A 13,625-nucleotide genomic window follows, 5' to 3' on the forward strand; every position below is an offset into this window, starting at 1 on the left:
TTATCAGGGGGTTTCTACTGCGGAATGAACGGCTGTCCCGTAATAATTTTACTAATATCCGCGTAGGTTGCGAACAAGAACAACGTCACGAACAGCATCAGCCCGACCGTGGCGACCTTGTTCATCGTCTCCTCGGTTATGGGCTTGCCTCTGAGCTTCTCCGCGGCTATGAACAGCAGATGCCCGCCGTCGAGCGGCAGTACGGGTAGCAGGTTCATTATTCCCAGAACGATGCTGATTATCCCGAGGAACGTTAGCGCGTTGAGGGTTCCGATGGAGATCACCTCGCTGCCGACCGCCGTAATCCCCACGGGGCCGTTGATGTTATTGAAGAAGTCGAGCTGGCCCGTGGCAAGCTGATACAGCCCGTTGAGGTAGGTGACTATGAAGTCGCCGGTCATCTGGGTGCCCTGCCAGAGTGCGACAAACGGGGAATGACTGACCTCGGTGGCGGTGGGCCTTATGCCGACTAGCGCCTCGTCCGAGGCCTTGGAGACGGCTCCGAGCTCTCCGGTAACGGTGTTACGCTCGCCGGCGCGCACGTATGTCAGGGAAACCTCTTCGCCGGCGCTCCGGGAGCTCAGGGCCTCGTTGAACCCCTCCCAGTTCTGGAAGCTCTGGCCGTCAAGAGCAACGACGCGGTCCTGTTTCTCCAGCCCGACCTCTTCGGCCATCGTGCCCGCCTGTACCTGGCTTACTTCTGGCTCGATCTGCGTGGGCACGCCCTGAATGGCCTGCAGGCCCGAGAAAAGTAACAACGCGAAAAGCAGGTTCACGCCGGGCCCGGCGAAGATGATCAAGGCTCGCTTCCACCCGGCCTTCGCATAGTAGGTGTCCGGGGCAGGCTCCGCGTCCCCCCCGTCCCTCTCCGGTTCCGGCGGCACGAAGTCTTCCTCACCCTCCAGCCACGTCATGCTCCCGGAGTGGGCCTCCTGGGAGCCGGCCTTCCGGGAACGGGCCTCCTCGAAACGCGAGTCCCGACGGTCACTCGGAACCTCGCTATCTCCCATCCCGGCTATCTTGGCAAAGCCTCCCAGGAGTATTAGGCGAAAAGAGTAGGTGGTCTTGCCGAGCTTTTTCTGCACCAGCGGGGGGCCGAAGCCGATTGCGAACTCCGGGACGCGGACGCCGAAGGCTTTGGCGACGAGCATGTGGCCCATCTCGTGGATGAAGATCAAGAATATAAGGCCCAGAATGGCTACGACTATGGTCATCGGCGCGCCTCTCCGCGGCTCTCGCGCAGCGGGGTGCTTTCGAGCGCGGCCTCGCGGGCGCGGCGGTCTATCTCGTTTACCGCCTGCAGGCTCTTCAGGTTGTCCGCGCTACCAAAGTTCGGCACCCGCTCAAGTACCTCCTCGATCACGTCCGCTATCTCGGGGAATTCTAACGCGCCGTCCAGGAACCTCTCCACGGCGACCTCGTTGGCGGCGTTCAGGGCGACCGGGTAGGCTCCGCCGGCCTTTCCGGCCTCGACCGCGAGCGGCAGGCACCGGAACACGTCGCTGCGGGGCTCGGCGAAGGTCCAGGTCGCCTCGAAAGAGACCGGCTCCGCGCCAACGTCCGCCCGCTCCGGGTAGAGCATGCCGTAGGAGATCGGGAGCCTCATATCCGGCTGGGCGGCGTGGAGAACCGCCGAGCCGTCCTCGAATACGACGCCGCCATGGACCACGGACTGCCGGTGTACGACGACCTTCACCCTATCGTACGGCACGCCGAAGAGGTGATGGGCCTCCATTACCTCCAGGCCCTTGTTCATCATCGTCGCCGAGTCTATGGTCACCTTGCGGCCCATCTCCCAGGTCGGGTGCTTGAGGGCATCTTCCGGCCCCGCGTGGTTCAGCCTCTCCTGGGGCGTCTCGAAGAACGGGCCGCCGGAGGCGGTCAGCAGGATCTGGCTCACCTCCCTCTCGTGCGTCCCGTGCAGGCACTGAAAGATGGCGGAGTGCTCGGAGTCCACGGGGATCAGACGGCTCTCAGGGCTCCCGGCGGGGCCTCCCGCGAGCTCCATGACCCACTCCCCGGCGGCGACGAGCGACTCCTTGTTGGCAAGCGCCACCGTATTCCCGCTCTCAAGGGCTTCCACGGTGGCGGCGAGCCCGGCGAAGCCGACGATGCCGTTCAGGACCACGTCCACGTCCAGGCTGGCGAGGCGCACCGCGGAGCCGGGTCCGAGGGCGGCGCGGTAGCTCATGGCATCGAGGTCCGAAGGCGAGCCCTTTTCGAGCGCGACGTACTGCGGGGAGAACTCCTCGGCCTGGGAGCGCAACAGCTCTGCGTTGGAGTGTGCGGCGAGCGCGACCACCTCGAAAAGGTCAGGGTGGGTCCGGATCACATCCAGCGCCTGCCGGCCTATGGAACCAGTCGAGCCGAGTATGGCGACGCGGCGCTTCAGCTTGCCACCGGATCTGTCTCGTGTAGGTAGGGAAGATAGCTCATACAAGCAGGAAGATGTAGTATACCGCGGGCGCGGTAAAGAGCAGGCTATCTATCCGGTCCAGCATGCCGCCGTGCCCGGGCAGGGTGTTTCCGAGATCCTTTATCTCCATCATGCGTTTCAACAAGGACTCGAACAGGTCTCCGCTCTGGGAAAACACCGAGACCAGGGCCCCGGCGAGGACCGCCTGTAGCGGCGACAGCCCCAGCGCGTAGTAGCCGACGACCCCGACGGCCCCCATCGTGAGCACCAGACCTCCGAGGCCTCCCTCGATGGTCTTTTTGGGGCTGAGACTCGGGAACATGGCGTGGCGTCCGAACAGACGCCCGGCGAAGTAGGCGCCGGAGTCCGAGACCCAGGGGCCGACGACGGCGATCAGGATCAGGATCACCCCATCCTCGGCGCGGACGATGAGCGCGGCCATCGCCATCGGGGCCCCGACCCACAAAGCCATCAACATTAAAGCCAGCAGGGCGCGCAGCGTGCGGGCCTCTGGACGCCCGGCAAGACAGAGAAGCGTCCAGGGCAGGACGAGCACCACCCCGCCGAGCACACCGCCGGCCCCGAAGGGCACGGTGAGCGCCACCGGAAAGATCCCGGCGCCCAGCGCCGCGGTAAACGGCAGGGGGTTGAGGGCCTGCGAAAGCTCGTAAGCGGCGAGCGCCACGACCACCAGCACTAGCGCGAGCACCGTCCACCGTCCGAGCAGCAGGGCCCCGAGTACCACCGGAGCGAGGATAAGAGCGGTGGCTATTCGCCACCTCAGCACCTCTGAAACCTCTCAAACTTCTCAAAACCCTCAAGAACTTCAAGCACCCCACTCCACCCGCGCTAGACCCCTCCCCGGCGCCGGGACCGGGAGGCGTAGGACTCGATGGCCGTGAGGAACTCCTCGGCTGAGAAGTCCGGCCACAGGGTCTCGGTTATGTAGAACTCGGCGTAGGCTATCTGCCACAGGAGGAAGTTTGAGACCCGGAGCTCACCGCTGGTGCGGATCACGAGGTCCATCTCGGACGCCTCGGGGGCGTACAGGTAGCTCGCGAAGGTCTCCTCGTCCACCTCCGAAGGGTCTATGCCGGCGGACATCATGCGCCGCGTGGCGTCCACGAGCTCCGAGCGCCCGCCGTAGTTGAGCGCGATGTAGACGTCGAGGTCCTGGTTTGCGGCGGTCATCTCCTCGGCCTCGCGGGCGGAGGTGCGGATCCTCTCCGGGAGCCGGTCGGTCCGCCCGACGAACCTCAGGCGCGCGCCGCGCTCGTGCAGCTCGGGGACCTTGGTCTTCGCCTTCTCTATAAACAGGCTCATCAGCCCGGAGACCTCGTCCTCGGGACGGGTCCAGTTTTCGGTCGAGAACGCGTACAGGGTCAGGGAGCGCACCCCGGCCCGCCCGGCGGCCTCCAGCACCGGGGTCAAGACCTCCACCCCGGCCCGGTGCCCCGCAGAGCGCGGCAGCCAGCGCTTTCTCGCCCAGCGGCCGTTGCCGTCCATTATGAGGGCGACGTGCCGGGGCACGTTTGCGCGCTCGATGCGACTCAGCACCCTCTCTGCGGGCTCCGGGAGCTCTGGACGATTCTTGCGGGTGGACTCCACCCTACACCTCCGAGAGCTCTGACTCTTTGTCGGAGAGAGCCTCGTCTATGCGGGAGACGTACTTGTTGGTGAGCCTCTGCAACTCCTCCCCGGCGCGACGCTCCTCGTCCTCGGAGATGTCGCCCTCCCGGGAAAGCTCGGAGATGTCCTTGAGCTCATCACGGCGGACGTTACGCACCGACACCCGCGTGTCCTCGGCCATGCCGCGGGCGCGTTTGATCATGTCCTTGCGCCGCTCCTCGGTGAGCTCCGGGATCGGGAGGCGGATGATCTTGCCGTCATTCTGCGGGTTCAGACCGAGATCCGCGTTCTCGATGGCCCGCTCTATGTCCTTGGAGGTGGAGGGGTCGAACGGGGTAACGGTCAGCAGCCGCGCCTCGGGGACGCTGATGTTGGCGACGGTGTTCAGGGGCATGCGGGAGCCGTAAGCCTCCACCTCCACCCGGTCGAGTATGGAAGAGTTCGCCCTGCCGGTGCGGATGCTGGCGAAATCCCGCCGCAAGGACTCCATCGCCCCCTGCATCCGGCGCTCGGCGGCCGTAAGGTCAACGTTCTCCGACATATCAACCTCTCCTGTTCAGACTGGGCCCGTCTATCGCGCCTATCCGCACCTAGCCGTCGCTCACGTCTTTAGCGTCCTTGGTGTCTCCTGGGCTCCAGACCAGAGATCCCACCTGCTCACCTTCGAGTATCCGGCGTAGATTGCCCTGCTTCAGTATATCGAAAACGACTATCGGGAGCCGCTCCCCGGAGAGCAGCGTGGCGGCCGTGTGATCCATGACGGCGAGGTTCTTCGAGAGCAGATCCATATACGATAGCCGGGCGATGTGCGTCGCGTCATCGTGGATTCGGGGGTCGCGGTCGTAGACGCCGTCCACCCGGTTCTTGGCCATGAGCATCGCATCGGCCCCGATCTCCAGAGCCCTAAGAGCCGCCCCCGTGTCGGTGGTAAAGAAAGGGTTTCCGGTGCCGGAGGCGAAGATCACGACCCGCCCCTTCTCCAGGTGCCGTATGGCCCGGCGGCGAATGTAGGTCTCGGCGACCTCCTGGATCTGGATCGCAGACTGCACCCGCGTGTCCACGTTCCGGCCTTCGAGCGCGGCCTGCAGGGCGAGCGCGTTTATCACCGTCCCGAGCATCGCCATGTAGTCGGCGGTTGCGTCCTCGATGCCGAGGCTCGACGCGACCTGAGAGCCCCGGAATATGTTTCCGCCGCCGACGACCACGGCAAGCTCCGCGCCGGCCTCCACGCCCTCCATGATCTGGACCGCCGTGGAGTCCAGGGAGCCGGGGTCTATGCCGTAGCCCTCCGGCGGCGCCAGGCTCTCGCCCGAGATCTTCAGCACCACCCGACGCATCGCACCGGGCGAGCCTCCGCCCTCCACCTCGTCTCCCCGCAGAGTCTCCCCGCTCAACTCCCGTCGTCCCCGCTCTCGCTGCTCTCGCTGCTCGCGATACTTTTACTACAGCTCGTAGCGGACGAAGCGGCGGATAACGACGTTCTCGCCCACGGCGGCGATGGTCTCCTGCAGAAGCTCGCCGACCGTATTGTCCTCGTCCTTGACGTACGGCTGGGTCAGAAGGGCGCGCTCGGCGATCCACTTGTCCATCCGCCCGTCAACGATCTTCTGGGTCACGTTCTCGGGCTTGCCCATCTCGGCGGCCTGCTTCTCGACCGCCGAACGCTCTTCGGAGAGCTGATCCTCCGGTATATCCTCCGGCGCGACGCAGAGGGGGTTCATGGAGGCGATGTGCAGGGCCACGTTCTTGACGAAGCCCCTGAACTGCTCCGTGCGGGCGACGAAGTCCGTCTCGCAGTCCACCTCCACCAGCACCCCGACCTTGCCGTTGAAGTGGATGTAGGACTCTATTAGGCCCTCGTGTACCTCACGGGAGCTCTTCTTTGCGGCGGTCGCCTTGCCTTTCTCCTTGAGCGACTTCCGCGCACCGTCAAGATCCCCGTCGGACTCCTCCAGGGCGTTCTTGACGTCCATCATCCCGGCGGAGGTCTCCTCCCGGAGCTGCTTTATCTTCTCCATCGTGCTAGCCATGTATCAGAAACCTAGCCCTTCTCGTTCTCTTCCGCCCCGGCGTTCTCCTCGCCGTCCTCGCTACTCTCATCGGTTCCGCCACTCTCGTCAGTTACGCCGGCTCCGTCTGTTCCGTCGGTTTCAGAGGTCTTGGAATCCTCGGAAGCCTCGCCGCTGGTTTCCTCGCCTATGGGCGGGACCTCTGATTCTCCCACCTCGGGATCGGCCTGCTGCTCGGCGACCACCTCGCTGTCCGGCTTGGCCGGGGCGCTCTGGACACCGCCGACGTCCGCCGGGTCTCCGCCTAGGGGCCCGGTGCCTCCGGGGCGCTCGGCCTCGTCTTGGACGTAGGAGGCGCGGGCGCTGGCGCTGACCTCGTCCTCCTCGGTGGCCGAGCTCTGATCGGCGACGCTCTCACTGACGAGTGCGGCCTCGACGGCCGGCGGGATGGGCCGGTCCTCGGCCGGTACCTCGTCCTCTCCCTTGCCTTCTAGCACCGCGTTGGCCACCAGCTTGGCTATAAGGTTTATGGACCGGATCGCGTCGTCGTTGCCCGGGATCACGTAGTCCACGACCTCGGGGTCGCAGTTGGTGTCCGTCAGCCCTATAACCGGTATGCGCAACCGGTTGGCCTCCTTGACCATCAGCTCCTCGCGCTTGGGGTCTATCACGAACAGCGCGCCCGGCAGCCGCTCCATCGTGGTCAGACCGGCGAAGTTGCGCCGCAGCTTCTGGTACTCGCGGTTAAGCGCGAACCAGTCGCGGCCAGACCGCTGCTCCTCGGGGGTCTCCTCGACCCGGTTCGCGAGGTTAACGAAGTACCTTATGCGCGGCTGGATGGTCTGGAAGTTCGTCAGCATCCCGCCGATGTAACGTTCCGCCACATATGGCTGGCCGGAGCGCATCGCTTGCTCGGCGAGCGTGAGCTGCGCCTGCTTCTTGGTCCCGACGAACATCACGTCCCGGTCCGCGGCAGCTATGTCCCGCACGAACGAGAGCGCCCGGTCCAGGAGGGTAATGCTCTGATCCAGGTCTATTATGTGTATGCCGGCGCGCTCGGCGAAGATGTAACGGTGCATCTTGGGGTTCCACCGCTTTGCCTGGTGCCCGAAATGCACGCCAGCTTCCAGGAGTTCCCGGACGCCGACCTGCTGCGTTGTCGTCATGCTCTCCAAATCTACTTCCTTTCAGGTGGTTGATCCTCCGCCCGCCTATCGCAATCCGCCGAGTCTTTTGACTTCGCGGACCACCACCTGGGCCCTCCGGGGACCCTTCTACGGGCGTGTGTAGTAGAAACCTGGCAGATGGTAGCACAACCCACCGCGACGCTTCCAAGACTCTCCCAAGATATTCGGATGATATTCGACTTGCTTGACCCATGTCCGGCTGCGCCCGGTCTACGAGGGAGTGTCCCGAGCGAGATAGGAGAGGGTTACGCCAAGGATCATCCGCTCCGCAGGAGCTGACGGTCCATGAGCCTGTCGCGGAGCTTTTTGAGCGCCTGGCTCAGTATCTGGGAGATTCGGCCTTCGGTAAGCTCCAGGGCGCGGCCTATCTCCTTGAGGGTAAGCCCCTCGTAGAAGTAGAAGGTGGCCACGATCCGCTCCTGCTCTTTGAGCCCCTCGATGGCTCGTGAGAGCTGCTCGCGGAGGTCGGCCCGCTCCGCCTCCGACTGGGGGTCACGGGCTCCGTGGTCGATGACGAAGGTCTGGAACTCGGCCCCGAGCCCCCCGTCCACCTCCAGCCTGGAGTCCAGGGAGGAAACCTGCGCCCGGGAATGCTGCCGGAGAAAGTCCCGGTACTCAACGAGACTTACACCGAGCTCGTCTGCTATCTCGCCTTCGGCCGGCGCCCGTCTCAGGCTCTGGCTGAGGCTCGCCTTCACGCGCTCGGCCTCCTGGGCCTTCATCCTGATCCTGCGCGGGACCCAGTCCTCCCGGCGGAGCTCGTCCAGCATCGCCCAGCGGATCTTGGAGATGGCGTAGGTCTCGAACTTGGTGTTACGTCCGGGGTCGTAGGTCTCCACGGCGTCCAGCAGACCCGGGAAGCCCCACGCATACAGATCTTCGTGCCCGATCACGCCGGGCGACCTCGCATATACCCTGCCCGCCACGTACTTCACCAGCGGGGAGTAGTTCACCACCAGCCGATCCCGCAGCCCCTCGACGCGGCGCTCCAGCACGCGGCCCGGGCTCTCCCGGCCATCGAGATCCAGCGCATACAGCTCGCCGCGGATCTCCAGGTACTGCTTCCAGAGCCTGCCCAGAGTATGCTCTCTCACGCCTCTTTCACCTTCCCCTCCTCACGAAGGCTCCAGCGGAGTCCCGAGAGACGTAACCCTTCAACTCCAGCATGGAGAGCGCGGACAGTAGCTCCTCTATCCCGACGCCGCTACGCCGGGAGACCTCATCGGCCCGAGAGGGCTCGAAACCCACCCCCCGCAATGCTTGAGACTCCATATCCCGCAAAGGTTCTCCGTCTCCGGTCGCATCAAGCTGTACTCTGTTTACTCCGTCTACCTCACCCGCTCCGCCCGCTCCGGCCATCTGGAGCCCGGGCTCGAGGGGCGCAATCTCCTCCAAGAACTCCGGTATATCCCACAACACCCCCACGCCGTCGCCTAGCAGCCTGTTCGACCCCCGACACTCGGCCACGCCTATCGGTCCCGGCACGGCCCACACGTCCCTTCCGGACTCGGCCGCGTGACGGGCGGTTATTAGAGCCCCGCTCTTCTCCGCAGCCTCAACCACTACTACGGCCTGGGAGAGTCCCGAGATCACCCGATTCCGGGCCGGGAACCTCCACTGTAAAGGTGCCTCCCCGAGGTAATACTCCGAGACCAGCGCCCCTTTCAGCCTCATCTGCTCGAAAAGCGGGCGGTGCTTTCTGGGGTACACGACGTCTATACCGCAACCCAGCACCCCGACCGCCGGACCACCCGCCGCCAGCGCGCCCTCGTGCGCGGCGGCGTCTATGCCGAGGGCGAGCCCGCTGCCCACGCACACTCCCCGCTCGCCCAGGGCGCGCCCGATCCGGCGCGCGTTGTCTATGCCCGTGGCCGAGGCCCTCCGGGAGCCGACCAGGGACACGACGGGTCCTTCCGGCAGCGCGCCGTCCACGTACAGGGCGGGCGGCGGGTCGGGGATCTCGCGCAGCCGCTCCGGGTACTCTCCGTCGCCCAGGGTAACGGCCCAGATACCGCGCTCATGCAGCGGGGCGAGCATCTCCCGGGCGTCGAACCCGTCCCGAATCTCCTCGAAACCCTGCCGGGCCTTCTGGCTCAGCCTGGCCCGCTCGGCCACCTCTGAGGCCCCCATGCGCGGAACCTCCTCTAACGGGGTCTCCCCGAGCCGGGAGACGAGGCTGGCCCCGGTACGCGCCTGCACGAGCGAGATCAGAAGACACGCCTCCCGCAGCCGGTCGTTCCCGCCGACCGTTTCTCTTCCGGCGTTAGTGGTCAACGAAGCCAGAGCTCCTGTAGTTCAGCGACTCGGCGAGGTGCGCGGCGGAGATGTCTTCCTCGCCGGAGAGATCCGCCACGGTGCGCGCCACGCGCAGCACCCGATCATGGCCCCGGCCCGAGAGCCCCATGCGATCTATGGCGCGGGCGAAGAGCGTCTCGGCGTCGCCGCGCAGGGCGCACGCCTCCTTGAGCGCCCGGCCAGCGAGCGCGGCGTTCGTCACACCCTGACGCCGATGCTGGCGCTCGCGGGAGTCGGAGACCCGCTCCCGGATTCTCTCCGATGACTCCGCGGGCTCCTCGTCCCGGAGCTCCTCGCGCGTCAGGCGCGGCACGTCCACGAAGAGGTCTATCCGGTCCAAAAGCGGCCCGGAGATGCGTCCCTGGTAACGCTCGATCTGGCCCGCCGAGCACCGGCACTGCCGTCGGCGGTCGCCGGAGTAACCGCACGGGCACGGGTTCATGGAGCAGACCAACGTTACCCGCGCCGGATAGGTTAGCGTCGCCGAGACCCGGGAGATGGTCACCTCGCCGTCTTCGAGCGGCTGCCTCAGCACCTCCAGGGTGTTGCGCGAGAACTCCGGGAACTCGTCCAGAAACAGCACGCCCCGGTGAGACAGAGAGACCTCGCCCGGGCTCGGGTTCGTCCCCCCGCCGGCGAGCCCCGAGGTGGAGATGGTGTGGTGCGGTGCCCTGAACGGCCTCTCTCTCACCAGACGTCCGACACCTTCTCCGGCGGCGCTCCGCACCTTCGTGACCTCGACGCTCTCCTCTACCCTAAGGGGCGGCAGTACCCCCGGGAGCCTGCGCGCCAGCATCGTCTTCCCCGAGCCGGGAGGCCCCGTGAGCAGGACGTTGTGCCCGCCGGCAGCGGTCACCTCCAGGGCGCGCTTAGCGTAGCCCTGACCGGCCACGTCGGCGAAGTCCTCGCCTATCTTCGGCATCCCGGCCGAGCCGTTCTCCTCTGGCCGCGGGCCGGCGGCACCATACGTGGGTACCGTGTCATCGTCCGAGAGCACTCCCACCGCATCCTCCAGGCGATCCACGCCGTACACATCCACGCCGGTTATAGAGGCCGCCTCGGCGGCGTTGCGCAGCGGCAGTAGCAGGCTCCCCAGCCCCTGCATCCGGGTGGACTCGGAGATGGAGAGCGCGCCCCGCACGCCGCGCAGCCCGCCGTCCAGCGAAAGCTCTCCGACCACCGCCACCGTCTCTAGCCGCTCGACCGGGACCACCCCCGAGGCGGCCAGAATCGCCAGGGCTATCGGCAGGTCGAACGCGGGCCCTTCCTTGCGGATGCTCGCCGGGGCGAGGTTTACGATCACCTTCTTGCTGGGAAACTTGAACCCGCTGTTGGAGATCGCGACCCGAACCCGCTCCCGGGCCTCCTGCACGGCGGCGTCGGGCAGACCGACGATCGAGAACCCCGGCAGACCGTCGCCGACGTCCACCTCCACCTCAACGGGCAGCGCGTCTATACCAACCAGCGCGAGGCTCCGCGCCCGGCACACGGCCATTAAGACAGCCTCCCTGCGTGTCCGGCGCGGCGCATACTAGCCTCTGGCCACCTTCTACAACACATATAATTCATAATTATCGCATGCATTGTAAAGCAACAATTTCCGGAAGACTAATGTGAGGTTTTACTAAACGTATGCCACGGGGCTTTACGTCTCTCGCTTCACTACAAGCCCGTCCACACCTGGAGCAGCCCGGGATAAGCATTGATGAACGGTGTCAATGGATAATCCAGCGTAGCCTGGACGACCATGAAAGCCTGTAAACGTCTGTAAGTGCCTGTATTCCAGGCTCTCCGCAACCACCTCGCCGGTAACTCATAATGCTCTGGCTCGGCCCACCACCGCCAGAGGAAGACATACCGGCGGACAGCTCTAGAATGCGCCTTCGATGTGCCGCACCTCCGGCTCCGCTCCGCCTTCCTGTATACCCACGACGTCGAAACGGACTTCCTCGAAGCCGGGCTCGCGCTCGGCTATGTACTGCTCGGCGACGGCCCTGATGATCTGTTGCTTACGCGGGGTCACCGCCTCCACCGGCTCGCCAAAGCCCGTCCCCCGGCGCAGCTTGACCTCCAGGAAAACCAGACAATCGCCGTCGCGTAGGATCAGGTCTATCTCCCCGTAGCGAGTGCGGTAGTTGCGCTCGACCAGCTCGTAACCCCGGGCGAGCAGCCTCTGGAGCGCGATGCTCTCGCCCCGGTCCCCGACCCCTCTGGTGCCCCGGCTAGCCGACGTCGCCCGCTACCTCCAGGGCAGCACGTACGGGCGACCAGCTAAGACGATGCGACCTGCAAGGCCCGAACTCCGCCAGCGCCAGCCGGTGCTGGGGCGCCCCATAGCCCTTGTGGCGCTCGAAGCCGTATCCTGTCCTCTCGGCGGCGAGGCTGCGCATCGCGCCGTCTCGCAGCACCTTGGCGACCACGCTCGCCGCCGCGACCGCCGCACTCGACCCGTCCGCCCGTGGGAGAGACTCTATGTTCTCCCCCAGCCGCAGGTTGCCGTCGGCGAGGGCGCAGCCAGAGCCGCCCGCGCGCTCTATGGCCTCTATGGCCCCGCGCAAAGCCTCTTTGTTCGCCGCTCCGACCCCGTGGCGGTCGATCCACCACGCCGGCAGGCTAACCACGGATACCATCTCGGAGGCCGAGATCACCCACGGCAAAAGACCCTCTCTCTTGCGGGGAGAGAGGGTCTTAGAGTCATTCAACCCTTCTATTTCGGTGGCGCTGAGCACCACTGCCGAGGCCAGCAAAGGACCAGCCCACGAGCCTCGCCCCGCCTCATCCGCCCCCGCGAGCGGCGGCCGACGACCATCCCCTACGACCCACGCGGCGTCAAAGGCGTAGAGCGGGCCGCTGTCGGCGAGCCCCAAGTGATCAGGCCGGGAGCTGACGGGCTACCAGGCTCTACTCCGCTCTGGCGGTCCTACTTGGCCTTCTTGACGCGGGCCTTCTTGCCGACCTTCTCCCGGATGTAGTAGATCTTGGACTGCCGCACGTCGCCGCGCGAGACGACCTCGATGCTGGAGATCATGGGCGAATGTATCGGGAAGACGCGCTCCACCGACACGCCAAAGGAGTTCTTGCGCACTATGAAGGTCTCGTTTATGCCCGAGCCCTTACGGCCCAGACACAGACCCTCGAAGCTCTGTATGCGTTCGCGGTTACCCTCGGTAACGCGCTGGTTCACCCGAACCGTGTCGCCGGGACGGAACTGTACGACGTTCTGCTTGAGATTCTCACTCGTTATCATTGTGTAAGGCTCCTCTCGCCGATGCTCTGATACTTTAGGGTATTCCCTGCTGCTTTTTCGTGACCGCTCACGCGATGTAACGTCCTGAATCAACCTCCATCAGGACGTCCTCGTACCTTGCTCCGAGCCAACAGAGCGCCGGCGGGATTCGTCCTCGCGCCAGCGCTGGATCTCGGCATGATTGCCGGATAATAGCACGGCGGGCACTCCGGCTCCATCCCACTGGGCGGGCCGGGTGTACTGCGGCGGCCCGAGCGATCCGGGCTCCGCCTCCGAGAAAGACTCTCCCACGAGGCTTTCGGAGTTGCCGAGCACGCCGTCCAGCAGGCGTATTACAGAGTCGGAGACGGCGGCCGCGGCGATCTCACCACCCGAGAGCACGAAGTCGCCGACGGACACGGCCCCGCTCGATAGCTCCGTCCTGACCCGCTCGTCCAGGCCGCCGTAACGGCCGCAGATCATGGTCAGCCCCCGCCCGCCGGAGAGGCCGCCGGCAAGCTCCCGGGCGTACTCCTGATCGAAGGTGCGACCCCCGGGCTCCGTTACCAGTACCTCGCGGTGCTCGCGAACCTCGCGCGCCCTCACGCCGTAGGCATCCTCCAGGGCGCGGGCGATCACGTCGGCTCGCATCACCATCCCGGCGCCCCCGCCGTATGGCATGTCGTCAATACGGCCATCCGGCGCGTGCTCCCGCAGATCGAAGCACCGCAGACCGGCCGTGCCGCGCTCCACCGCGCGTCCAACCACCCCGACCCCGAGCATCGCCCGTACGGCCTCCGGGAAAACGCAGAACACGTCTATATTGGCTGTAACATTTGCGGGTCGCACTAGATAGAAGCCTT

The 13,625-nt window shown here is 65.6% G+C and carries 14 protein-coding genes and 1 pseudogene; all 15 read right to left on the reverse strand.

The features are described 5' to 3' along the window. Positions 1-14: 14 nt before the first annotated feature. Positions 15-1,214 (reverse strand): M50 family metallopeptidase, encoded by a 1,200-nt coding sequence (locus tag ABD53_RS10895; protein ID WP_047865822.1) that lies wholly within the window; start codon positions 1,212-1,214, stop codon positions 15-17. Continuing rightward, a complete protein-coding gene (gene dxr / locus ABD53_RS10900) occupies positions 1,211-2,440 on the reverse strand; it encodes a 1-deoxy-D-xylulose-5-phosphate reductoisomerase (RefSeq protein ID WP_160309679.1) in 1,230 nt (409 codons plus the stop codon). Before dxr ends, ABD53_RS10895 begins: the two co-directional genes overlap by 4 nt. Further along, a complete protein-coding gene (locus ABD53_RS10905; RefSeq protein WP_053057965.1) occupies positions 2,433-3,203 on the reverse strand; it encodes a phosphatidate cytidylyltransferase in 771 nt (256 codons plus the stop codon). The genes dxr and ABD53_RS10905 overlap by 8 nt, the downstream gene beginning before the upstream one ends. 62 nt (positions 3,204-3,265) lie before the next feature. Next, positions 3,266-4,024 carry a polyprenyl diphosphate synthase gene (gene uppS / locus ABD53_RS10910; RefSeq protein ID WP_047865823.1) on the reverse strand — a complete coding sequence of 253 codons (759 nt, stop codon included), beginning with the start codon at positions 4,022-4,024 and terminating at the stop codon, positions 3,266-3,268. 1 nt (position 4,025) lies between these two features. Next, positions 4,026-4,586, reverse strand: coding sequence for a ribosome recycling factor (gene frr, locus ABD53_RS10915; RefSeq protein ID WP_047865824.1), 561 nt, complete (start codon positions 4,584-4,586; stop codon positions 4,026-4,028). Positions 4,587-4,635: 49 nt separating this feature from the next. Next, entirely contained in the window at positions 4,636-5,382 is a 747-nt protein-coding gene (gene pyrH / locus ABD53_RS10920; RefSeq protein WP_047865880.1) for a UMP kinase, read from the reverse strand. Positions 5,383-5,487: 105 nt separating this feature from the next. Next, on the reverse strand, positions 5,488-6,075 hold the full coding sequence (locus ABD53_RS10925) for a translation elongation factor Ts (RefSeq protein ID WP_047865825.1): 588 nt from the start codon (positions 6,073-6,075) through the stop codon (positions 5,488-5,490). Positions 6,076-6,086: 11 nt separating this feature from the next. Then, a complete protein-coding gene (gene rpsB / locus ABD53_RS10930; protein ID WP_084709558.1) occupies positions 6,087-7,220 on the reverse strand; it encodes a 30S ribosomal protein S2 in 1,134 nt (377 codons plus the stop codon). Between the two features lie 278 nt (positions 7,221-7,498). Next, positions 7,499-8,335 carry a FliA/WhiG family RNA polymerase sigma factor gene (locus ABD53_RS10935; RefSeq protein WP_053057967.1) on the reverse strand — a complete coding sequence of 279 codons (837 nt, stop codon included), beginning with the start codon at positions 8,333-8,335 and terminating at the stop codon, positions 7,499-7,501. Positions 8,336-8,342: 7 nt separating this feature from the next. Continuing rightward, positions 8,343-9,515 (reverse strand): DNA-processing protein DprA, encoded by a 1,173-nt coding sequence (dprA, locus tag ABD53_RS10940; protein WP_047865826.1) that lies wholly within the window; start codon positions 9,513-9,515, stop codon positions 8,343-8,345. After that, on the reverse strand, positions 9,505-11,031 hold the full coding sequence (locus ABD53_RS10945; RefSeq protein WP_047865827.1) for a YifB family Mg chelatase-like AAA ATPase: 1,527 nt from the start codon (positions 11,029-11,031) through the stop codon (positions 9,505-9,507). The genes dprA and ABD53_RS10945 overlap by 11 nt, the downstream gene beginning before the upstream one ends. A gap of 375 nt (positions 11,032-11,406) precedes the next feature. Further along, positions 11,407-11,745: pseudogene (locus ABD53_RS10950) on the reverse strand (YraN family protein); the annotation flags it as partial. Between the two features lie 13 nt (positions 11,746-11,758). Continuing rightward, positions 11,759-12,403, reverse strand: coding sequence for a ribonuclease HII (locus tag ABD53_RS10955; RefSeq protein ID WP_047865829.1), 645 nt, complete (start codon positions 12,401-12,403; stop codon positions 11,759-11,761). Positions 12,404-12,456: 53 nt separating this feature from the next. Then, positions 12,457-12,783, reverse strand: a complete 327-nt coding sequence (gene rplS, locus ABD53_RS10960; RefSeq protein ID WP_047865830.1) for a 50S ribosomal protein L19 — start codon at positions 12,781-12,783, stop codon at positions 12,457-12,459. Positions 12,784-12,882: 99 nt separating this feature from the next. Further along, a complete protein-coding gene (gene trmD / locus ABD53_RS10965) occupies positions 12,883-13,611 on the reverse strand; it encodes a tRNA (guanosine(37)-N1)-methyltransferase TrmD (protein WP_047865831.1) in 729 nt (242 codons plus the stop codon). Positions 13,612-13,625: the final 14 nt, after the last annotated feature.

This window comes from Rubrobacter aplysinae (assembly GCF_001029505.1).
GTDB classification, from domain to species: Bacteria; Actinomycetota; Rubrobacteria; order Rubrobacterales; family Rubrobacteraceae; genus Rubrobacter_A; species Rubrobacter_A aplysinae.